The organism is Streptomyces sp. A0958 (assembly GCF_004795035.1).
Lineage (GTDB): Bacteria > Actinomycetota > Actinomycetes > Streptomycetales > Streptomycetaceae > Streptomyces.
The window spans coordinates 311,704-331,870 of sequence record NZ_SSBK01000003.1; the positions used below are offsets into that span (position 1 = coordinate 311,704).

20 protein-coding genes and 1 tRNA gene are annotated in these 20,167 nt (G+C 70.5%); 9 read left to right on the plus strand and 12 right to left on the minus strand.

The annotated features are described in order from the left end of the window. Positions 1-21 precede the first annotated feature (21 nt). From E6P78_RS05010 to E6P78_RS05020, 3 genes are all read right to left on the minus strand, one after another. Positions 22-1,530, minus strand: a complete 1,509-nt coding sequence (locus tag E6P78_RS05010) for a Stp1/IreP family PP2C-type Ser/Thr phosphatase (protein ID WP_136202237.1) — start codon at positions 1,528-1,530, stop codon at positions 22-24. Between the two features lie 129 nt (positions 1,531-1,659). After that, positions 1,660-2,181 carry an FHA domain-containing protein gene (locus E6P78_RS05015; protein ID WP_136202238.1) on the minus strand — a complete coding sequence of 174 codons (522 nt, stop codon included), beginning with the start codon at positions 2,179-2,181 and terminating at the stop codon, positions 1,660-1,662. A gap of 10 nt (positions 2,182-2,191) precedes the next feature. Continuing rightward, positions 2,192-3,091: a DUF3662 and FHA domain-containing protein gene (locus E6P78_RS05020; protein ID WP_136202239.1), complete on the minus strand. Its 900-nt coding sequence runs from the start codon at positions 3,089-3,091 to the stop codon at positions 2,192-2,194. A 348-nt stretch (positions 3,092-3,439) separates the two neighbouring features. Between E6P78_RS05020 and E6P78_RS05025 the strand changes: the two genes are divergently transcribed. After that, positions 3,440-3,522: transfer RNA gene (locus tag E6P78_RS05025), tRNA-Leu, on the plus strand. A 128-nt stretch (positions 3,523-3,650) separates the two neighbouring features. Here E6P78_RS05025 and E6P78_RS05030 read toward each other — a convergent pair. Then, positions 3,651-4,100, minus strand: a complete 450-nt coding sequence (locus E6P78_RS05030) for a MarR family winged helix-turn-helix transcriptional regulator (protein ID WP_136202240.1) — start codon at positions 4,098-4,100, stop codon at positions 3,651-3,653. A gap of 88 nt (positions 4,101-4,188) precedes the next feature. On the opposite strand from E6P78_RS05030, the gene E6P78_RS05035 reads away from it, so the two are divergent. The 4 genes from E6P78_RS05035 (at position 4,189) to E6P78_RS05050 (ending at position 8,441) form a co-directional block, all read left to right on the plus strand. Then, the gene (locus tag E6P78_RS05035; protein ID WP_136202241.1) at positions 4,189-5,337 is read left to right on the plus strand and encodes a hypothetical protein; all 1,149 of its coding nucleotides are present in this window, start codon (positions 4,189-4,191) and stop codon (positions 5,335-5,337) included. A 153-nt stretch (positions 5,338-5,490) separates the two neighbouring features. Continuing rightward, positions 5,491-6,996 carry a DUF2252 domain-containing protein gene (locus E6P78_RS05040; protein ID WP_136202242.1) on the plus strand — a complete coding sequence of 502 codons (1,506 nt, stop codon included), beginning with the start codon at positions 5,491-5,493 and terminating at the stop codon, positions 6,994-6,996. 58 nt (positions 6,997-7,054) lie between these two features. Beyond that, a complete protein-coding gene (locus tag E6P78_RS05045) occupies positions 7,055-8,050 on the plus strand; it encodes a J domain-containing protein (RefSeq protein WP_136202243.1) in 996 nt (331 codons plus the stop codon). A gap of 46 nt (positions 8,051-8,096) precedes the next feature. After that, on the plus strand, positions 8,097-8,441 hold the full coding sequence (locus tag E6P78_RS05050; RefSeq protein WP_136202244.1) for a rhodanese-like domain-containing protein: 345 nt from the start codon (positions 8,097-8,099) through the stop codon (positions 8,439-8,441). 32 nt (positions 8,442-8,473) lie between these two features. Here E6P78_RS05050 and E6P78_RS05055 read toward each other — a convergent pair whose 3' ends face one another. The 6 genes from E6P78_RS05055 to paaA form a co-directional block, all read right to left on the minus strand. Next, positions 8,474-9,730 carry an acyl-CoA dehydrogenase family protein gene (locus E6P78_RS05055; protein WP_136202245.1) on the minus strand — a complete coding sequence of 419 codons (1,257 nt, stop codon included), beginning with the start codon at positions 9,728-9,730 and terminating at the stop codon, positions 8,474-8,476. A 188-nt stretch (positions 9,731-9,918) separates the two neighbouring features. After that, complete coding sequence (locus E6P78_RS05060) at positions 9,919-10,977, minus strand: 2Fe-2S iron-sulfur cluster-binding protein (RefSeq protein WP_136202246.1); 1,059 nt, start codon at positions 10,975-10,977, stop codon at positions 9,919-9,921. Further along, positions 10,978-11,490: a 1,2-phenylacetyl-CoA epoxidase subunit PaaD gene (gene paaD / locus E6P78_RS05065; protein WP_136202247.1), complete on the minus strand. Its 513-nt coding sequence runs from the start codon at positions 11,488-11,490 to the stop codon at positions 10,978-10,980. Further along, positions 11,484-12,185, minus strand: a complete 702-nt coding sequence (paaC, locus tag E6P78_RS05070; protein WP_136202248.1) for a 1,2-phenylacetyl-CoA epoxidase subunit PaaC — start codon at positions 12,183-12,185, stop codon at positions 11,484-11,486. The genes paaD and paaC overlap by 7 nt, the downstream gene beginning before the upstream one ends. Further along, on the minus strand, positions 12,182-12,472 hold the full coding sequence (paaB, locus tag E6P78_RS05075) for a 1,2-phenylacetyl-CoA epoxidase subunit PaaB (protein ID WP_136202249.1): 291 nt from the start codon (positions 12,470-12,472) through the stop codon (positions 12,182-12,184). Before paaB ends, paaC begins: the two co-directional genes overlap by 4 nt. After that, complete coding sequence (gene paaA, locus E6P78_RS05080) at positions 12,469-13,554, minus strand: 1,2-phenylacetyl-CoA epoxidase subunit PaaA (RefSeq protein ID WP_136202250.1); 1,086 nt, start codon at positions 13,552-13,554, stop codon at positions 12,469-12,471. Before paaA ends, paaB begins: the two co-directional genes overlap by 4 nt. A 118-nt stretch (positions 13,555-13,672) precedes the next feature. Here paaA and E6P78_RS05085 point away from each other — a divergent pair, with 118 nt between their 5' ends. The 3 genes from E6P78_RS05085 to E6P78_RS05095 all read left to right on the plus strand — a co-directional run bounded on the left by E6P78_RS05085 (position 13,673) and on the right by E6P78_RS05095 (position 16,574). After that, positions 13,673-14,461: a DUF5819 family protein gene (locus tag E6P78_RS05085; protein WP_136202251.1), complete on the plus strand. Its 789-nt coding sequence runs from the start codon at positions 13,673-13,675 to the stop codon at positions 14,459-14,461. Then, positions 14,458-15,711 carry an HTTM domain-containing protein gene (locus tag E6P78_RS05090; protein ID WP_136202252.1) on the plus strand — a complete coding sequence of 418 codons (1,254 nt, stop codon included), beginning with the start codon at positions 14,458-14,460 and terminating at the stop codon, positions 15,709-15,711. Before E6P78_RS05085 ends, E6P78_RS05090 begins: the two co-directional genes overlap by 4 nt. Before the next feature lie 197 nt (positions 15,712-15,908). After that, entirely contained in the window at positions 15,909-16,574 is a 666-nt protein-coding gene (locus E6P78_RS05095) for an RNA methyltransferase (protein WP_136202253.1), read from the plus strand. Between the two features lie 300 nt (positions 16,575-16,874). Here E6P78_RS05095 and paaN read toward each other — a convergent pair whose 3' ends face one another. Beyond that, positions 16,875-18,575, minus strand: a complete 1,701-nt coding sequence (gene paaN, locus E6P78_RS05100; RefSeq protein WP_136202254.1) for a phenylacetic acid degradation protein PaaN — start codon at positions 18,573-18,575, stop codon at positions 16,875-16,877. Between the two features lie 123 nt (positions 18,576-18,698). Here paaN and E6P78_RS05105 point away from each other — a divergent pair, with 123 nt between their 5' ends. Beyond that, positions 18,699-19,301 carry a TetR/AcrR family transcriptional regulator gene (locus E6P78_RS05105; protein ID WP_136202255.1) on the plus strand — a complete coding sequence of 201 codons (603 nt, stop codon included), beginning with the start codon at positions 18,699-18,701 and terminating at the stop codon, positions 19,299-19,301. A 175-nt stretch (positions 19,302-19,476) separates the two neighbouring features. Here the strand turns inward: E6P78_RS05105 and E6P78_RS05110 are convergent, their stop codons facing one another. Continuing rightward, a complete protein-coding gene (locus E6P78_RS05110; protein WP_136202321.1) occupies positions 19,477-19,983 on the minus strand; it encodes an Lrp/AsnC family transcriptional regulator in 507 nt (168 codons plus the stop codon). Positions 19,984-20,167: the final 184 nt, after the last annotated feature.

Sequence of the window (20,167 nt, forward strand, 5' to 3'; positions counted from 1 at the left end):
TGCTGAAGGCCCCCTACGGCTCTACTTCTTACCGCACTGCGGGACCAGCTTCTGCTCTTCCTCCGAGAGGCTGGGCCCAGGAGTGGGAGTCGTGGAAGTCTGCTCGGTCTTGGTGTCGCCACCGGATGTCCTGGACGTCTTCGATGCCTTGGTGGCGTCGCTGTCCGTGCCCGTCGCCTGGCCCTCGTCGCCCTTGGCGTTCTCCTCAGCCGCGCGGCGCTGTGCGTCCTTCTTGCAGGCGGACGCCTGGTTGGAGAGCTCGGTGATCTTCTCGCGGGCGTCGGCGAGGCTGCCCTCGGCGATCGTCTCCTCGACCTTCTTGCGCTGGTACGGCGGAAGGTACTTGAGTTCGATCTCGGGGTGGTCCGTCTCGACCTTCGAGAGCGAGACCCAGCCGAGGTCCTGGCTGATGCCCCGGTACAGCGCGACGTTGTCGTTCTTCGCGCCGACGTAGAACTGGGTCTGCGTCCAGCGGTAACCGCCGTACAGGCCACCGCCGATGACGGCCAGCGCTAGCACGATGTACAGGGACCGCTTGAGCCACTTGCGGCCGCCGGGCTTCTCGAAGTCGTCGTCGGAGTAGGACCCGAAGGAACCCTCCGGCATTCCGCCGTAGCCGACGTCGTCGCCGCTGCCGGGAGGGCCGAAGCCGCCCGCGGGCGGCGGTACGGGACGGCCGAGACCGGCCGCGCGGCCGGCGGGCGTCTGCATCGCGCCGCCGTCGTTCAGCTGGGCCGCCTGGTTCTCGGCGACCGCGCCGACGATGACCGGGGTGTCGTTCAGCTGCACGGCCAGGGTGTCGTTGCTGTCGACGTCGAAGACGTCGGCGACGATGCAGGTGATGTTGTCGGGTCCGCCGCCGCGCAGGGCGAGCTGGATCAGGTCCTGGATGGTCTCCTGGGGGCCCTGGTAGCTGGCGAGCGTCTCCTCCATCGTCTGGTGGGAGACGACGCCGGAGAGCCCGTCGGAGCAGATCAGATACCGGTCACCGGCCCGGACCTCACGGATGGAGAGGTCGGGTTCGACGTGGTCGCCACTGCCCAGCGCGCGCATCAGCAGGGAGCGCTGCGGGTGGGTGGTGGCCTCCTCCTCGGTGATCCGGCCCTCGTCGACCAGGCGCTGGACCCAGGTGTGGTCCTGCGTGATCTGGGTCAGCACGCCGTCGCGCAGCAGGTACGCGCGCGAGTCGCCGACGTGGACGAGGCCGAGGCGCTGACCGGTCCACAGCAGGGCGGTGAGCGTGGTGCCCATGCCTTCCAGCTGGGGGTCCTCCTCGACCATCATCCGCAGCTGGTCGTTGGCCCGCTGGACCGCCGTACCGAGCGAGGTGAGGATGTCGGAGCCCGGCACGTCGTCGTCGAGCTGGACGAGCGTGGAGATCACCTCGGAGCTGGCGACCTCACCGGCCGCCTGACCGCCCATGCCGTCGGCGATCGCGAGAAGGCGGGGGCCGGCGTAGCCGGAGTCCTCGTTGCCTTCCCGGATCATGCCCTTGTGCGATCCGGCGGCGAAGCGCAGGGACAGACTCATGCGCACCTCACCCGTCGGTTCGGGGTACAGCCGGTCTCGAGCCACACTGCCCACCCTCCGGTCGGGAGCCTGGCCGGGTCCGATGCCCGGACCCCAGCGGCTCGCTCGCTCCGCTCGCTCATTGTCGTACTACTTCCGCAGCTCGATGACGGTCTTGCCGATCCGGATCGGCGCGCCCAGCGGAACAGGCGTCGGGGTGGTGAGGCGGGTCCGGTCCAGGTACGTGCCGTTGGTGGACCCGAGATCCTCGACGATCCACTGGCCGTCACGGTCGGGGTAGATCCTGGCATGCCTGCTGGACGCGTAGTCGTCGTCCAGCACGATCGTTGAATCATGGGCCCGGCCCAGCGTGATGGTCTGCCCCTGGAGCGCCACCGTGGTGCCGGTGAGCGTGCCCTCGGAAACGACCAGCTTGGTCGGTGCCCCCCGGCGCTGGCGGGTGGGCTGCTGGCGCTGCTGCGGCGGTGCCGCCGCCGCAGCGTTCTGGCGCGCCTGTGGCGGGCGTGCGTCGGTCGCGGTGCGGCGTGAGCCGCGCTGCGTGACGCGCGTTCCGAACAGGTCGCTGCGAATGACCTGGACGGCCACGATCACGAACAGCCACAGAACAGCCAGGAAACCTAGCCGCATGACCGTCAGGGTCAGCTCTGACATTGCCCCCGCTTCACCCTTCGGCTTGCCGGTAAACGATGGTGGTGCTGCCCACGACGATCCGCGAGCCGTCGCGGAGCGTAGCGCGGGTTGTGTGCTGCCCGTCTACCACGATGCCGTTGGTAGACCCGAGATCCTGGATCGTCGAGGGCGTTCCGGTCCTGATCTCACAGTGCCGGCGGGAGACGCCGGGGTCGTCGATCCGTACGTCGGCGTCGGTGCTGCGGCCCATCACCAGCGTCGGGCGGGAGATCTGATGGCGGGTGCCGTTGATCTCGATCCAGCGCCGCACCTGTGTGTTCGGCAGCGGGGCGGGAGCGGCCGGCGGACGCCGGTCGGGGCCTGAGTGGCGCCCGGCGCCCGGCGGCGGGGCCGGGGGCATGGGCGGGGCGGAGGCCGGCGGGTAGCCGTAGCCGCCGGGTGCCTGCGGGGCGGGGCGGGCGGGACCGGGGCGCCCGTGCTGGGCGTCTCCCGGGTGGTTCTGGTAGCCCTGCTGAGGGGTCGGGCCGCCGTGGTCCTGGCCTTGGCCCTGTGACGAACTCGACGCCAGGGTGCGGCTGCGGACCCGGTAGAGACCGGTGTCCAGGTCGTCGGCCTTCTCCAGGTGCACCTTGATGGGGCCCATGAAGGTGTACCGCTGCTGCTTGGCGTAGTCCCGGACGAGGCCGGAGAGCTCGTCGCCCAGCTGGCCGGAGTAGGGGCTCAGGCGCTCGTAGTCGGGGGCGCTGAGCTCGACGATGAAGTCGTTGGGGACGACGGTGCGTTCACGGTTCCAGATGGTGGCGTTGTTGTCGCACTCCCGCTGGAGGGCACCCGCGATCTCGACCGGCTGGACCTCGGACTTGAAGACCTTGGCGAAAGTGCCGTTGACCAGACCTTCGAGACGCTGCTCGAAACGCTTCATCACTCCCATGGGGCACCTCCTCCGGTGTCATCGTCCCTGTACTGCTTACTGATCGTATCCACGCGTCGGGAAATCGGCTGGTTCCCCTTGTCTGCACTGTGGATGAGTGTCCCCTCTCACACGGATCGTAGAGGTGGCCTCCTCACAGTGTCCCGCACCTCGGGCCCACTCTGGAGGAGTGGGGGCGACTGCTCCGGGTTCCAGATTCCTTTCGGACGTTCGCCGAGCGTGCGGCGAGTGCCCGGCGGGCGGGCGGCCAAACAACGGATGTGAATCCACCCTGTCCAGCGTGCTAATCTTCCGGATGTCGCCAGGCGCTCGCACCAACAAGTGAGAGAGTCTGGAAACACCACTCATGCGCGAGTGGCGGAACGGCAGACGCGCTGGCTTCAGGTGCCAGTGTCCTTAGGGACGTGGGGGTTCAAATCCCCCCTCGCGCACAAGAAGGAAGCCCCTCAGGCCTTGGCCTGGGGGGCTTCTTCAGTTTGGCGGCCGGGCGCGCCGAGCCTGCGGATGAGGTGGCGGGGGCGGGTTTCACCGCCGGTTGGTTTCACGTGAAACGCCCGATTTACATCTGCGGGGCGTCGCCTGTCGCGTTGTAGCGCAGCAGGTACGCGGCGAAGCGGGCGAGATCCTCCGCCGTCCAGTCCGCGAGGCGTTCCTGATAGGCGGCGCGGCGGCTGGCCTGGGTGGCGGCGAGGGCCTGCGTTCCGGCCTCGGTGGGGTGGAGGACCTGGATGCGGTGGTCGTCCGGGTCCGGATGGCGCTCGACCAGGCCGAGCTTTTCCAGGGTGCCGATCTGCCGGCTGACCGTGGACTTGTCGAGCATGTAGTGCGCCGCCAGGTCGGTCGCGCGGCACCCCTGCTGGTCGTCGATGTGCGCCAGCAGCGTGTAGGAGACCAGTGGCAGTTCCGGATGGAGTCGGGCCGCCGCTGCCCGCGCACGGCGTGCGAAGGCGGTCAGTTCGCGCTGGATGACGTCCAGCGATTCCTCGCGTTCTCCGGGGGTGCCTGGCACGGGCTCGCCTTCCTCGAAAGTTCAGTTGTATAGTACAACGGAATTGGAGTTGTAAAAGCCAACTATCGATTGATCGTTTGGAGTCCCCATGTCCGCAGGCTCGAGCGCCGCCGCCGGTTCCCCGGCGGGGGCGCTGCGTCACGTACTGAGTCACCTCGTCACGCCGCTGCTGATGTGCATCGGCATGGGGCTGGCCTATCTCGGAGCGTTCCACGCTCCGCAGCCGCACGACCTGCGGGTGGACGTGGTCGGTTCCGGCCCGAGCGCTCAGGTGCTCGCCCAGACGTTGCAGGACAAGGGGGACGGGGCGCTGAGCGTGCGTACCGTCGCCGACCGTGCGACGGCGGCCGACCACCTGCGGACGCAGGACAGCTACGGCGCCTACATACCGGGCAAGGCCCCCGAACTGCTCGTTGCCACCGCCTCCTCCGACACCAGCGCGACGGTGGTCGAGAAGGTCTTCACGCAGGTGGCTGCCGGGCAGGGCGCCCCGCTGAAGGTGACGGACACGGCTCCGACGGCGGACGGGGACCCGACCGGCCAGGGGATCTTCTTCCTGCTGGTCGCCGTGAGTATCGGCTCGTACGCCTCCGTCGCCGTGATCGGCGGAGCCGGGGCGGTACTGCGTCTGCGGATGAGGGCGGCACTGGCGCTGGGGACCTCGCTGGTGGTGAGCGTCATCGGAGCGGTGTTCGCCGGGCCGCTGTTCGGGCTCGTCGACCAGGGGCTCGCCGGTCTCTGGGCCATGGCATGGCTCTACTCGGCGGGCATCCTGCTGATCGGTGTGGGGCTGCACACCTTCCTGAAGCGGTGGACCACGCTCGGGGTGATGGTGTTGTTCGTCATGCTCAACTTCACCAGCTCCGGCGGGATCTTCCGCCCCGAGCTGGAGCCCGGGTTCTTCGGTGCGCTGCACTCCTTCTGGAACGGGGCCGGCTTCGTCGAAGGCGTACGCAGCCACGTGTACTTCGGAGGCCACGCGCTGGGCGGAAACCTGCTGGTGCTGGCCCTCTGGTTCGTCGCCGGTCTGGTGATGACGGGGCTCGCGGGCCTGGCCGAGGGGAAGCGCCGGACGGCGTCCGCGCTGCAGGCCCGGTCTTCGGCGGCTGAGAAGGCGTTGGTGGCCGAAAAGCCGTCGGTGGTTGAGACGTCGTCGGCGGCCGAGGAGTCGTCGGCGACCGAGGAGTCGTGGGCGGCCGAGGAGGAAGAGGAGATGGAGGAGACGGTGGGGGTTTGAGGGTCTGACCAGTGGTGGAAGGGCCCGCTGGGTGTTATCCACAGGCTCTGTCCACAGGGGCAGACGGCGATCGGTGTACGGCGGTACCGTCATCGGCAGTTGATGTTGGGCGGGTGGCCCGGCGGCTGCGCCGGGCGGGGGAGAGTGCGCGCCATGCACGGAATCGAAACGACGCTGCCGCCGGTGGAGCGGGTCGGTCTCGGCGGGGCGGAGACGGGTGTCCCGCTCGGGGCCGGTGGGGGTGCGACGCGGATTCCGGTTGTGCCGGGGTTCGCGCGTCGTGCGGGTTCGGGTTCGGGTTCGGGTTCGGCGGAGGCTGTGGGGGCGGCGAAGGAGAAGGGCAAGGCGCTGCGGGTGCGCGTGCCCAGGTCCTCGCACGCGACGCTGGTGCCGCCTGCCGGGAGACCCGACGCGGTGCGCGCGGTCGAGGAGTCCAACCGGGGCCGGGTGCCCGGGCTGACGCCGATACGGGTGGGGCGGATGGCCGCCACCCCCTTCGCCTTCCTGCGCGGCTCGGCCGGGCTGATGGCCCATGACCTGGTGGGTACCCCCGTCACCGGGGTGGCCGCCCAGCTCTGCGGCGACGCGCACGCGGCCAACTTCGGCCTGTACGGCGACGCACGGGGTGGCCTGGTCATCGACCTGAACGACTTCGACGAGACCGTGGCGGGGCCGTGGGAGTGGGACCTCAAGCGCCTCGCCACATCGCTGGTGCTTGCGGGCCGCGAGGCCGGTGCGGACGAGGACACCTGTCGCAGGGCCGCGTACGACACCGTGGGCGCCTACCGGCGGACGATGCGGCTGCTGGCCCGGATGCCCACGCTCGACGCGTGGAACGCCATCGCCGACGAGGAGCTCGTCTCCCACGCCGACGCGCGGGATCTGCTCGGCACCCTGGAGCGGGTCTCCGAGAAGGCCCGCAACAACACCAGCGCCCGCTTCGCGGCGAAGTCCACGGAGGAGTGCGAGGGCGGCGGCCGCCGCTTCGTCGATGCGCCGCCGGTGCTGCGCCGGGTGCCGGACGCGGAGGCCGCGGCCGTGGCGGTGGGGCTCGGCGACTACCTGGGGACCGTCTCGGAGGACCGGACACCGCTGCTCGCCCGGTACGCGATCCACGACGTGGCGTTCCGGGTGGTCGGCACGGGCAGCGTCGGCACCCGCTCGTACGTGGTGCTGTTGCTGGACCACCGTGGGGAGCCGCTGGTGCTCCAGGTGAAGGAGGCTCGGCCCTCGGTTCTGGCGCCGCATCTGGCCGCCGTGGGGTTCGAGGTGCCGGAGGTCGGGCACGAGGGCCGGCGCGTGGTGGTCGGGCAGAACCGGATGCAGGTCGTCAGTGACCATCTGCTGGGCTGGACGACCGTGGAGGGGCGGCCGTTCCAGGTACGGCAGTTCAGGAACCGCAAGGGCAGCGTCGACCCGACGGCGCTGGCCGCCGACCAGGTCGACGACTATGGCCGGATGACCGGTGCGCTGCTGGCGCGTGCCCATGCGCACAGCGCGGACCCGAGGCTGGTCGCGGGCTACTGCGGCAAGAACGACGAGTTGGACGAAGCGGTCGCGGCGTTCGCGGTGACGTACGCGGACCGTACCGAGGCGGACCACTCGGAGTTGGTGCAGGCGATCGGGGCGGGGCGAATAGCCGCCGAGCTGGGGGTGTGAGGCCTGTTGCGCCGACCGCGGGTCCCCGGCGGTCGGGCAGGGGCCATACGCTGGACGGGTGACCCACGAAGCCGCCGGGGTGCCGACCACCCGGAACGACGATGAACCGCAGGACGACGCACGTGCGGAGAGGGACGCCCCGGGCGCCCCGGACGCTTCCGGCGACGGTGCCGGGGGCGGTGCCAGGGACGCGGCTGGGGGGCCGGAGGCCGGTCAGACACGGGCCGAAGAGGGTCAGGAACGGGCTGAGGCCGGGCAGGCACGAGCTGAGGCCGGGCAGGCACGGCCCGAGGCGCGGCTCGCGCATGCTGTCCGGGTGGCCGAGCAGGCGCTGATCGAGTTCGAGATCGCGGTGGAGACGTTCCGGGTCGAGGTGGAGAACTTCTCCCGGCTGCACCACCAGCGGCTCGGCCCGATGTACGCGCGGCTCGACGAGCTCGATGCGCAGATCGCCGAGGCGCGGGCGGCCAGGACGGGCGATCCGGAGGATCTGCGCAAGGCGGAGGAGGCGCGGTCGGTCGTGATGCCCATGCCGGGCGTGGACGAGCTGTTCCATGACTGGATGGACTCCGACGGGCTGTCTCCCGAGGCGTCGGCCATGCTGACCGAGCAGCCGGTGCGGCCGCCCAAGCGGGTCCGGCCCACCGAGGAGGTGCGCAAGCTGTACCGCGAGCTGGCTCGAAAGGCCCACCCGGATCTGGCCCAGGACGAGGCGGAGCGGGCCCGGCGGGACGAGTTCATCGCTCGGGTCAACGCCGCTTACGGGCGCGGGGACGAGGCCTTGCTGAAGGAGCTGGCCCAGGAGTGGGCGGCCGGGCCGGTCGCGCCGCAGGCGGAGCTGAGCGAGACCGACGAGCTCTACGCCCGGCTGAACTGGCTGACCCAGCGAAAGGAGCTGCTGACGGGGATGGCCCGGGAGCTGGAGGAGAGCGCGATCGGCGCCATGCTGCGGATGGCCCCGGACGACCCGGACCATCTGCTGGAGGAGATCGCGGAACAGCTGCTGGGCGAGGTTTCGCAGCGCGAGGCGGAACTCGCGGCTCTGGTGCAGTAGCGTTTTCGGTGACTCCGGAGCGCATTGACGAGAGAAGGCACTACCCATGAATTTCGGCCCGCTTCCCACGGTCGATGTCGCTGCCGTACCGGCGGACGGCCTCGTGCTGGACGTCCGGGAGAACGACGAGTGGGCGGCCGGGCACGTCGACGGTGCCCTGCACATTCCGATGAGTGACTTCGTGGGCCGCTTCGGTGAGCTGACCGAGACGGTGGAGGACGGCCGGCGCGTGCATGTGATGTGCCGGGTCGGCGGCCGGTCCGCCCAGGTCACCCAGTACCTGGTGCAGCAGGGCATCGACGCCGTGAACATCGAGGGCGGCATGCTCGCCTGGGAGGGTGCGGGTCGCCCGATGGTCACCGACAACGGCAGCCCGGCCTTCGTCGCCTGACGCTGTTGGGGCCCTCCGGCCCGGGGATCGGCTCAGGCGGGCGGGTGGGCCGCCAGGAGGTCTGCCAGGGCCTCTTCGTGGGCCGCTGCCGGTCCGAGTGACAACTCGATCTGTTTCGCCCAGGCGTGGAAGCGGTGCAGGGCGTATTCGGTGTCCGCGCCGAAGCCGCCGTGCAGATGCTGCGCCGTCTGCACGACGCGGCGGACCCCCTCCGAGGCCCAGATCTTGGCCACCGCGACGTCGCCCGCCGCGGGCAGCTCGCCCGACCCTCCCGCGGTGATCCGCCAGGCGGCCTGCCAGAGGGTCACCTCCATGGCCCGAAGATCGATGTAGCGGTCGGCGGCCTGTACGGCGACGGACTGGAAAGTCGCCACCGGGAAGCCGAACTGCTCGCGCTTGCTCGTGTACTGACTCGTCATGCTCAGCACGGTCTCGCCGAGCCCCAGCGCGAGGGCACAGGTCCCCACGGTGAGCAGGTCGCGCAGCCACTCCCAGGCGCCGGCCGTCTCGATCAGCTCGCCGGGCCCGACCCGCACCGCGTCCAGGCGGACCTCCCCGAAGAGTTCCCCGTTGGTGGAGACCTGCTCGGCGATGGTGACGCCCTCCTGGTCGCGTCGGACGAGCGCCAGGACGGTTCGGCTCTCCCCGGTGGGGTCGGTGTGGGCGGGGTCGGTGTGGGCGGGGTCGGGGGCGGTGTGAGCGGGGACCGCGATCCAGTCCGCAACCTGGGCCCACGGCACCGCCGACTGCACCCCGTCCAGCACCCATACGGCCCCACCCCGGGCGCCGCTCGCGGGGGCGACCGGCTCCTCCCTGCGCGCGGTGACGGCGAGTTCGGCCGACTCGTGACCGGTGCGCCCGTTGGATCCGACGGTGAGCACCAGCTCGCCCCGGCCGACGCGGGGCAGTAGCTCTGTGACCGGTGACTCGGGCGCCGGTGATTCCGGGCTCGGTGTCCCCTTGTCCGGCCCCTGGCCGGCGTACCGCTGGAGTGTCATGGCCGCCGCGCACGTCTCCAGCAGCGGGACGCGTGCGAGGACCTTCGCGGACTCGCGCAGCACCAGGCAGAGCGCGATGAGGTCCAGCCCCGCCCCGCCGTGTTCCGGCGCCAGTGTGAGGCTCAGCAGGTCCGCGGCGGCGAGCCGGGACCACAGCGACCGGTCGATGTCCTCGGCCACCGCACCCTGTACGAGCGCGGGGCTGGGCACCGTATCGGGTGCGACGCCGGACAAGACCGCCCGCGCCGCCTCGGCGGCGGCCTGCTGCTCCTCGGTGAAGGTGAAGTCCACTGTCCCGGCCTCCCGCGAACGTGCGCTCTTAGCCCGACTGACCCGATGTGACGGGGCGTCAAGATAGGACATGTTCTATGAGAAGGGAACAGGAGGGAACCGCTGCTGCTTGTGGTCAGAGGCCGAAGTCGGTCAGCGGCCGAAGCCTGTGATCAGCGGCCGAGCCTGTGAGTAGCGGCCGAAGATGGTCACCGGTCGAAGTCGAGCTCCACCTCCTTGGTCACCGGGCGGGACTGGCAGGCCAGTACGTAGCCCGCGTCCGTCTCCTCCGGCTCCAGAGCGAAGTTGCGGTCCATCCGCACCTCACCCGCGACCAGGAAGGCCCGGCACGTCCCGCATACCCCGCCCTTGCACGCGTACGGCGCGTCCGAACGGCTGCGCAGCACCGTCTCCAGCAGTGATTCGCCTTCAGCCACCGGCCACTTGCCCGACCGTCCGTCGAGGGTCGCCGTAAGTGTGCTGCCGACGGGGGCCTCGACGCGTGGTCCGGCGGGGGCGGCCGGACCCTCGTCGACGTGGAAAACCTCCTGGTGGATGCGGGAACGGCCCACGCCCAGACCGTGCAGCGCACCCTCGGCGGAGCGGACCAGGCCGAGCGGGCCGCACAGATACCAGCCGTCGATCTCCGCCACCGGCAGCAGCGCGGGCAGCAGTCCGGAGAGCCGATCGCCGTCCAGCCGGCCCGACGGCAGGCCGGCCTGCTGCTCCTCCCGGGAGAGGACGGTGACCAGCTGGAACCGGTCCGGGTAGCGGTCCTTCAGGTCGGCGACCTCGTCCAGGAACATGGTCGAAGCGGCGGTCCGGTCGCTGCGGAACAGGCAGAAGTCGGCGCCCGGCTCACGGGCGAGCAGGGTGGCCGCTATGGACAGCACGGGGGTGATGCCGCTGCCGCCGACGATCGCCGCGAACCGTCCGGCGCGGGGCTCCAGTACGAAGCGGCCCATCGGGGGCATCGCCTCGAGCGTGTCGCCGACCAGCAGCTCCTTGAGCGCGTACGTCGAGAACGCGCCGCCGTCCACGAGCCGGATGCCCACGCGCAGCGCCGGAGAGGCCGGGCGCTCGGTTGCCGGGGCGCAGATCGAGTACGAGCGGCGGACCTCCTTGCCGTCGACGGTGTAGCGCACGTTGAGGTGCTGACCGGGCTTGTGCCGGAAGGTCTCGTGCAGGTCCGGCGGCACGGCGAAGGTGACGGCCACCGAATCGTCCGTGAGCCGCTCGATCCCGCTGACCCGGAGCGGATGGAACATCTACAACTCCTTGAAGTGATCGAACGGTTCCTGACACGCCACGCAGCGGCGGAGCGCCTTGCAGGCGGTGGAGGAGAACCGGCTCAGCAACTCCGTGTCCGTGGAGCCGCAGTGCGGACAGCGCACGGACAGGGCGAGCGGAACCGGGCCACCGGAGCCGGAGGCGGACGCGGCGTCGTGGGGCCGGGGCGGCGCTATGCCGAACTCGGCCAGTTTGCGGCGTCCTTCCGCGGTGATGTCGTCCGTCGACCAGGCCGGGGACAGGACCGTCACCACGGAGACCTCGGGCACGCCGTAGTCGTGCAGCACGCGCTCGATGTCCGTGGACATGGCCTCTATCGCGGGGCAACCGGTGTAGGTCGGCGTGAGCTTGACCGTGACCCTGCCCGGTTCGACCACTTCCACGCTCCGGACCACGCCCAGGTCCTCCAGCGTCAGCACGGGCAGCTCCGGGTCGGGGACCGAGCCCGCGAGGCCCAGCAGCTCCTCCTCAAGGGGCGTCCAGGTCACCATGACGCCCCCGGGTGGCTGCGGTGCAGGTGCTGCATCTCGGCGATCATCCGCCCGAAGGGCTCGGTGTGGATGCCCTGCCGGCCCGCCCCCGCCGTCCAGGCACCGGACTGCGGGCCCGACGGCACGGTCAGGGTCGCTCGCTCCAGGACGGTGGTGACCGCCTCCAGCCAGTGGCTGTGCAGCGCCTGCCAGTCCACGTCCACGCCTTCGACCGGCTGGAACAGCTCGCCGGTGAAACGCCACAGCGCGTCCACCGCCCGCTGTATGCGCTCGTGGCTCTCGTCCGTCCCGTCGCCGAGGCGCAGCGTCCACTGCTCGGCGTGGTCCCGGTGGTAGGCGACCTCCTTGACCGCCTTGGCCGCTATCCCCGCGAACGCACCGTCGCCGGCGGCCAGCTGCTCGTACAGCCCCTGCTGATGGACCGAGAAGTAGAGCTGCCGGGCGATGGTGTGGGCGAAGTCGCCGTTCGGCTGCTCGACCAGCTGGACGTTGCGGAAGGCGCGTTCCTCTCGGAGGTACGCGAGCTCGTCCTCGTCGCCCGCGAGCGAGAGCAGCAGCCGGGCCTGGCCCAGCAGGTCCAGGGCGATGTTGGCGAGGGCCACTTCCTCCTCCAGCACCGGGGCGTGGCCCGCCCACTCCCCCAGCCGGTGCGACAGCACCAGCGCGTCGTCGCCGAGGGCGAGGGCCGCCGTCACAGGTGCTTCACCCCGTCCGGGATCTCGTAGAACGTCGGGTGCCGGTACGGCTTGTCACCGGCGGGTTCGAAGAACGTGTCCTTCTCGTCCGGCGAGGACGCCGTGATCTGGGAGGAGGGCACCACCCACAGGGAGATCCCCTCGGACCGGCGGGTGTAGAGGTCGCGCGCGTTGCGCAGGGCCATCTCGGCGTCCGGCGCGTGGAGGCTGCCGGCGTGGGTGTGGGAGAGCCCGCGCCGCGAGCGGACGAACACCTCCCACAGCGGCCAGTCCGTGGAGCTGCTCATGCTGTCGCCTTTCCATTCGGTACGACCGTGTCTTCACCGGGTGCGCCGGGTGCGCCGGGTGCGCCGGGTGCGCCGACTGTGGTGGGAGCGGGGCCGGGGCCGGTCGTGTGTTTGCGTGCGTACGCGGCGGCGGCCTCGCGGACCCAGGCGCCTTCCTCGTGGGCCCGGCGGCGCTGGCCGAGGCGCTGCTCGTTGCACGGGCCGTTGCCCTTCAGGACCTCCTGGAACTCCGTCCAGTCGATCGCCCCGAAATCGTGCTGACCGCGATCCTCGTTCCACCGGATGTCCGGGTCGGGGAGGGTGAGGCCGAGCGCCTCGGCCTGGGTGACGCAGATGTCCACGAAGCGCTGCCGCAGCTCGTCGTTGGAATGCCGCTTGATCTTCCAGGTCATCGACTGCGCCGAATGCGATGAGGCGTCGTCCGGCGGGCCGAACATCATCAGGGACGGCCACCACCACCGGTTCACCGCGTCCTGCGCCATCTCGTGCTGCGCGGGGGTGCCGCTGCTCAGCGCGAGGAGCAGTTCGTAGCCCTGGCGCTGGTGGAACGACTCCTCCTTGCAGATGCGGACCATCGCGCGGGCGTAGGGGCCGTAGGAGCAGCGGCACAGGGGCACCTGGTTGGTGATCGCGGCGCCGTCCACGAGCCAGCCGATGGCCCCGACGTCCGCCCAGGTCAGCGTCGGGTAGTTGAAGATCGAGGAATACCGCTGCCGGCCCGCGTGGAGCTTGTCGAGCAGTTCGTCGCGGCCGGTGCCCAGGGTCTCGGCCGCGCTGTACAGATACAGGCCGTGGCCCGCCTCGTCCTGCACCTTGGCCATGAGGATGGCCTTGCGGCGCAGCGAAGGGGCGCGGGTGATCCAGTTGGCCTCGGGCTGCATGCCGATGATTTCCGAGTGGGCGTGCTGGGCCATTTGCCTGACCAGCGAGGCGCGGTAGGCGTCGGGCATCCAGTCGCGGGGCTCGATGCGCTCGTCGGCCGCCACCGCGGCGTCGAAAGCCGCCTGCAGGGCCGCGTCGTCCGCCCCTTCCGCACTGCCCTCTGTCGCCTGCGCTGTCTGGCCCGCAGTCACTGCCGCCATCCCGGACTCCCTACCGACCGATCGTTCGGTTCAATGTCTTCAATGGTGAGTCTGCGGCCCGTAGGGTGTCAACCCTGTGGATAACTGACTGACCAAGATCGGCGGGGATCGGGGCGGGATGGATTCGGACGACGGCCGGGGCGCCGGCGATACGAGCGGGACGGCCTCCGCTGCCGAGGCGTCCGCCGGCGAGGTTCCCGAGGCCGAGATTTCTTCGGCGGAGGTTCCCGTTGCCGAGGCCCCCGTGGCGGTCGGTGGAATGGCCGGGCTCTCGTTTCCGTACCAGATCGCCGCCGCTGTCGCGCTCGCCGTGTTCGGGGTGATCGCCTGTGTCCAGCTGGCCGTGGTCTTTCTGCACGTCGCGCCCTCCAACACGCTGACCAAGCAGCACGGCGCGGCCGTCGACGAGTGGGTCTACCCCGAGTTCGAGCAGAACTGGAAGCTCTTCGCCCCGAACCCGTTGCAGCAGAACATCGCCGTGCAGGTACGTATGGAGACAGCCGGTCCCGACGGCCCCCGCACCACGGCCTGGACGGATCTCTCCGCCGAGGACGGGCGGGCGATACGCGGCAATCTGCTGCCCAGCCATGTCCAGCAGAACGAACTCCGCCGCGCCTGGGACTTCTACGTCGGATCGCACGACGACCAGAACCGGGCCAACGGCCTGCGCGGCACCCTTTCCGAGCAGTACGTCCGCCGCCTCGTGATGCTGCGCCTCACCGAGCACAACGGCGGCGAGACCATCCTGCGGGTCCAGGTCAGATCAGAGGTGCGGGCCGTCGCGGCGCCCGAGTGGAGCGACGAGAAGGTCAGCACCGGCCCGTCCTACCGCGTACTGCCCTGGTGGAAGGTCAATGCGGCCGACCTGCCCAAGGGCACGGCCGGCTACGAGGAGGCGGACCAGTGAACACGCCCCGCCCCGACCGCGGGCTCGCCCGCGGCATCCAGCGCCTCACCGCCTCGGCCCTGGGGCCGTACCAGAGCGCCGTCATCCGGATCGGCTTCTCCGCCACCTACCTGCTGTTCCTGCTCCGGGAGCTGCCCCACCGGCACGAGATGTACGGGCCCGACGCGCCCTGGCGCTGGGACCTGGCGCAGCAGTTGATATCGGGGAATCAGGCCTTCACCACGCTCATGTGGTCGGACAGCGCCCTCTGGTTCGAGATCGTCTACGCGCTGGCGCTGCTCTCGGCCGCGCTGCTGATGGTCGGCTGGCACACCCGCGCCACCTCCGTCCTCTTCATGGCCGGAGTCCTCTCGCTGCAGAACCGCAGCATCTTCATGGGCGACGGCGGCGACAACGTCATCCATCTGATGGCCATCTACCTGGTGCTGGCCCGCTGCGGGCAGGTCTGGTCGTTGGACGCCCGGCGCGCGCGGCGGGCGGAGGCCGCCGTGACGGACGGGGAGGCGGGTGCCGGTGTCCGGCGGGTGCCGGGGGACCTGGCCGGGGTGCTGCTGTGGGTGGCGCTCGGGGCCGTTCTGGTCGGAGCCACGGTGGCGGGCGGCCTGGGCGGAACCATATGGCTGCCGGTCCTCCTGTGGGCCCTGTGGATCGGCCAGGGCGCCTGGTGGGCCGTGAACCGGAAGGCGCCGCGCAGCGAGCTGCGTACCCTGCTCGACGTCATCGCCAACCTCGCCCACAACGCCACGCTCTTCGTGATCATGGCCGAGGTCTGTCTGATCTACGCGACGGCCGGCTGGTACAAGATCCAGGGCTCGCGATGGCAGGACGGCACCGCCCTGTACTACCCGCTCAAGCTCGACTACTTCACGCCGTGGCCCGCTCTCTCGGACCTTCTCGCCTCCAGCGGTCTCATGGTGATGGTGCTGTCGTACGCCACCGTCATCGTGCAGGTTGCCTTCCCCTTCACCCTGTTCAACCGGCGCGTCAAGAACGTTCTGCTCGGCGCGATGATCTGTGAGCACGCCGGGATCGCGCTTCTGCTGGGGCTGCCGTTCTTCTCGATGGCGATGATCGCCGCGGACGCCGTCTTCCTGCCGACCGTCTTCCTGGTGTGGCTGGGCGGCCGGGCGGCCCTCGGGCGGCAGCTGCTCTTCCGGCGGCGCGGGAAGGTCCCGGCCCAGCGGTGTGCCGCCGACGACCCGGAGTCACCGCCGGCCGGTGGCGACGGGAGCCATACCCTCGTCGGGTGAGCAGTGAGAGCAGTGAGACCGGCAGCACCGGTGAGACCAGTGGTACCAGCAGGAGCGGTGGGCCTGTGGTGGATGGGTCCGTGGTGGATGCGTCCGTGGTGGATGCGTCCGCGGCGGGTGGGCCGGTGGGTGGCGAGTCGGTGGGCGGTGGGTCTGGGGGCGGTGGGTCTGGGGGCGGTGGGTCTGGGGGCGGCGAGTTGGGTGGCGATGAGTCGGGGGGTGCTGAGCCCGCGCAGTACGACGAGGGGTTCGGTACGCAGATCGGCGTCGGGCCGCACCCGCTGCCCTGGCCCGAGGACGCGCGGTACGACCCCGAGCTGCTGGCCCAGGGCGACCGGCGCAACGTCGGCGACCAGTACCGCTACTGGACCCGGGAGGCGATCGTCGCCGACCTCGATCTACGCCGGCACGACTTCCACGTCGCCGTGGAGAACTGGGGCCACGACTTCAACATCGGGTCCGTGGTGCGTACGGCCAACGCCTTCCTCGCCAAGGAAGTGCACATCGTGGGGCGGCGGCGCTGGAACCGGCGCGGTGCCATGGTCACCGACCGCTACCAGCATGTCCGCCACCACCCCGACACCGCGAGCCTGACCGCTTGGGCGGAGGTCGAGGGGCTGCCGATCATCGGCATCGACAATCTGCCCGGGGCGGTGCCGCTGGAGCGGACGGTGTTGCCTCGGCGGTGTGTGCTCCTGTTCGGGCAGGAGGGGCCCGGGCTGACGGAGGAGGCGCGTCGGCATGCGGCCATGGTGTGCTCGATCGCGCAGTTCGGGTCGACGCGGTCGATCAATGCGGGGGCGGCTGCGGCGATTGCGATGCATGCGTGGGTGGGGCGGTATGCGGTGATCTCTGGGGGGTGAGGGTGGGGCGGGGCGCCTGCCTTTGGGCGGTGCCTGGGTGGTTTCGGGTGCGGGTGCGGGTGCGGGTGCGGGTGCGGGGTGCGGGGCGCCCCGTGTCCGGCGCTCGCGGTGGGTGCGGGACGGTGGGGCTGTGGTGGGTGGGGTGCCTGCGGCGGGCTGTTCCCCTACCCGCCCCTTCCCGTAACCGGGGGCTCCGCCCCCGGGCCCCCGGTCCTCAAACGCCGGACGGGCTGGATTTTTGCCGGCGGTCCTGGTCCTCAAACGCCGGACGGGCTGGATTTTGTCGGTGGGCTGGATGGTTCAGCGTTGGCGGCGGACTTCCAGGGTGCGGAAGCGGTTGGAGACGAAGGCGCCGTCGCAGAGGGCTGCGTTTGCTGCTGGGTTGCCGCCTGAGCCGTGGAAGTCGGAGAAGGCTGCCGTCTGGTTGACGTAGACGCCGCCGGTGAGGTTCAGGGAGAGCTGGGCGGACTCGTCCAGGCAGACGTCCTCCACTGCGCGCTCCACCTCCTCGGACGTGGTGTACGCGCCGACCGTCATCGCTCCCTTTTCGCGGATCGTGCGGCGCAGGAGCTCCACGGCGTCCGCTGTCGAGTCGACCGCTACGGCGAAGGAGACCGGGCCGAAGCACTCCGCGAGGTAGGGAGGTTCGTCGTCCGCCTTGGCGGCGTCGAGCTTCACGATCACGGGGGTGCGGACGGTGGCGTCCGGGAAGTCGGGGTTGGTCACCTCGCGTGAGGGCAGCACCACCTCACCCAGTTGGGCCGCGGCGTCGAGGCGGGCCTTCACGTCGGGGTTGACCAGGGCGCCGAGCAGGCCGTTCGCGCGGGCGTCGTCGCCCAGGAGGCCGGTGACCGCGGCCGCGATGTCGCCGACTACGTCGTCGTACGTCTTGTCGCCGGCGTCCGTGGCGATGCCGACCCGGGGGATGAGCACGTTCTGCGGGGTGGTGCACATCTGGCCGCTGTACAGGGAGAACGAGAACGCGAGGTTGGCGAGCATGCCGCGGTAGTCGTCGGTGGAGTCCACGAGGATCGTGTTGACGCCGGCCTTCTCCGTGTAGACCTGGGCCTGGCGGGCGTTGGTCTCCAGCCAGTCACCGAATTCCGTGGACCCCGTGTAGTCGATGATCTTGATCTCGGGGCGGACCGCCAGCGTCTTGGCGATGCCCTCGCCCGGGCGCTCGGCGGCCAGGGCGACGAGGTTGGGGTCGAAGCCCGCCTCGGTGAGCACTTCGCGCGCCAGTTGCACGGTGAGGGCAAGCGGGAGGACCGCGCGGGGGTGGGGCTTGACCAGGACCGGGTTGCCCGTGGCGAGGGAGGCGAAAAGGCCCGGGTAGCCGTTCCAGGTGGGGAAGGTGTTGCAGCCGATCAGCAGCGAGATGCCGCGGCCCGCCGGGGTGAACGTCTTGTGCAGCGCGAGCGGATCGCGCTTGCCCTGCGGCTTGGACCAGTCGGCGGTGCGGGGGACTCGCAGCTGCTCCTCGTACGCGTACGCGACGGCTTCCAGGCCCCGGTCCTGTGCGTGCGGGCCGCCGGCCTGGAACGCCATCATGAAGGCCTGGCCGCTGGTGTGCATCACGGCATGGGCGAACTCGTGGGTGCGGGCGCTGATCCGCGCCAGGATCTCCAGACAGACCAGGGCCCTGGTCGCGGGGCCGGCCTCGCGCCAGGCGGGCATGCCCGCGCGCATCGCGGGGAGCAGGACGTCCAGGTCCGCGTGCGGATACTCGACGGCCAGCTCGGGGCCGTACGGAGAGACTTCCCCGCCCGTCCAGCCGTCGGTGCCCGGCTGGCCTAGGTCGATACGGGTGTGCAGCACGGCGTCGAAGGCCGCCTTGCCCTCGGCGGCGCCGAGGCTGCCGGGGGCGCCGCCCTCCCCGTATGCCTTCGGGTGCTCGGGATGCGGGGACCAGTAGTCCCGCGTGCGGATCGCTTCGAGGGCCCGGTCCAGTGTGGGGCGGTGCTTCTCGGACAGCAGGCGCGGGGAGAGCTCGGCGGCCATGACGGACCAACTCCTCATCGAGCTGGGCAGGGACGGGCGGACAGAGTTAGAGTAACCGAACGATCGGTCGGGACAAGGGGGCCCACGAAACCTGTGGACAACTCGTAGGGGAGGATCGCGGGCATGACCACGGCCAAGCGGGACACGTACACACCGGAGACTCTGCTGACCGTCGCCGTCCGTGTCTTCAACGAGCGCGGTTACGACGGAACGTCCATGGAGCACCTGTCGAAGGCGGCGGGCATCTCCAAGTCGTCCATCTACCACCATGTCGCGGGCAAGGAAGAACTGCTGCGCCGGGCGGTCAGCCGGGCCCTGGACGGGCTGTTCGAGATCCTCGACGAGTCGGGGGCGGTGCGGGGCCGCGCGATCGAGCGGGTCGAGTACGTCACGCGTCGCACGGTCGAAGTGCTGATAGCCGAACTGCCCTACGTCACGCTGCTGCTGCGGGTGCGGGGCAATACGAAGACCGAGCGCTGGGCCCTGGAGCGGCGGCGCGAGTTCGACCAGCGGGTCGCCGAACTGCTCAAGGCGGCCGTCGCGGACGGCGATCTCCGCTCCGACGTGGACATACGACTCGCGACGCGGCTCCTGTTCGGCATGGTCAACTCCTTGGTGGAGTGGTACCGGCCGTTGCCCGACGGGGGCGCGGAAGGGGAACGGCTCGCGGACACCGTGGTGCAGCTGGCCTTCGACGGCATGAAGTCCGGTTCGTCGAGCCGTTGACCACCGCGTAGGTCCAGACCGGTACCGCGCCGTGGCCGCTGCGCTCCGCCGTCGTCGCGCTCTCCGCCCCGGCGCAGTACACCGATACGGACGCGCTGCTTGCCGTGTCCGAGCTGATGCGCCCGTGCCCCCGCAGCCCCCTGGTACGTGTCCACGCGGCCTCGTAGGTCTCCGGTCAGGTGAGTTCCGCGGGGCGGTCCGCGCCGGGGGCCAGGTCCGTTTCCTCGAACACCAGTAGCGTGCGGGTGGACAGCACCTCCGGAATGGCTTGAATTCGGGTCAGCACCAGCTCGCGCAGTGTCCGGTTGTCCGGTGTGTGCACCAGGAGCAGCACGTCGAAATCGCCGCTGACCAGCGCGATGTGTGTGGCGCCCGGCAGAGCCTGGAGCTGTTCGCGGACGGTGCGCCAGGAGTTCTGGACGATCTTGAGCGTGATGTACGCGGAAGCGCCCTGCCCCGCCCGCTCGTGGTCCACACGCGCGCTGAACCCCCGGATCACGCCGTCCTCGATGAGCCGGTTGATCCGCGCGTAGGCGTTGGCGCGCGATACGTGGACGCGGTCGGCCACCGACCGTATCGAGGCGCGGCCGTCCGTCTGGAGCAGTCGCAGGATGGCGCGGTCGATGGCGTCCAGCGGGCGCGCCGGGGGAAGTCGGCCGGGCTCCTCGGCCCCGTCGGCCATTTGTTCAGCTGGCATGTTCCCGTGCCTCCCCGTCCTGGACGACCTGTTCCCATCCCAGGCTGTGGAGAACCGTTTGTCCACAGGCTGGCGGTGCCTGTAGCCAAAATGCGCTCGCGACCGAACAATCGGTAGGTGAGGCGCGCCACACTCGCGCCTTGTGCCGTTTTCGATATATCGCCATATT

Excerpts from the sequence above, each read along its gene's own strand:
- E6P78_RS05085 (WP_136202251.1), top strand. The coding sequence starts at position 13,673 with ATGGATTCGGACGACGGCCGGGGCGCCGGCGATACGAGCGGGACGGCC.
- E6P78_RS05035 (WP_136202241.1), top strand. The coding sequence starts at position 4,189 with ATGTCCGCAGGCTCGAGCGCCGCCGCCGGTTCCCCGGCGGGGGCGCTG.
- E6P78_RS05110 (WP_136202321.1), bottom strand. The coding sequence starts at position 19,983 with ATGGCCGACGGGGCCGAGGAGCCCGGCCGACTTCCCCCGGCGCGCCCG.
- paaA (WP_136202250.1), bottom strand. The coding sequence starts at position 13,554 with ATGGCGGCAGTGACTGCGGGCCAGACAGCGCAGGCGACAGAGGGCAGT.
- paaB (WP_136202249.1), bottom strand. The coding sequence starts at position 12,472 with ATGAGCAGCTCCACGGACTGGCCGCTGTGGGAGGTGTTCGTCCGCTCG.
- E6P78_RS05050 (WP_136202244.1), top strand. The coding sequence starts at position 8,097 with ATGAATTTCGGCCCGCTTCCCACGGTCGATGTCGCTGCCGTACCGGCG.
- E6P78_RS05020 (WP_136202239.1), bottom strand. The coding sequence starts at position 3,091 with ATGGGAGTGATGAAGCGTTTCGAGCAGCGTCTCGAAGGTCTGGTCAAC.
- paaN (WP_136202254.1), bottom strand. The coding sequence starts at position 18,575 with ATGGCCGCCGAGCTCTCCCCGCGCCTGCTGTCCGAGAAGCACCGCCCC.
- E6P78_RS05040 (WP_136202242.1), top strand. The coding sequence starts at position 5,491 with ATGCACGGAATCGAAACGACGCTGCCGCCGGTGGAGCGGGTCGGTCTC.
- paaD (WP_136202247.1), bottom strand. The coding sequence starts at position 11,490 with ATGGTGACCTGGACGCCCCTTGAGGAGGAGCTGCTGGGCCTCGCGGGC.
- E6P78_RS05010 (WP_136202237.1), bottom strand. The coding sequence starts at position 1,530 with ATGAGTCTGTCCCTGCGCTTCGCCGCCGGATCGCACAAGGGCATGATC.
- E6P78_RS05105 (WP_136202255.1), top strand. The coding sequence starts at position 18,699 with ATGACCACGGCCAAGCGGGACACGTACACACCGGAGACTCTGCTGACC.
- E6P78_RS05015 (WP_136202238.1), bottom strand. The coding sequence starts at position 2,181 with ATGTCAGAGCTGACCCTGACGGTCATGCGGCTAGGTTTCCTGGCTGTT.
- E6P78_RS05060 (WP_136202246.1), bottom strand. The coding sequence starts at position 10,977 with ATGTTCCATCCGCTCCGGGTCAGCGGGATCGAGCGGCTCACGGACGAT.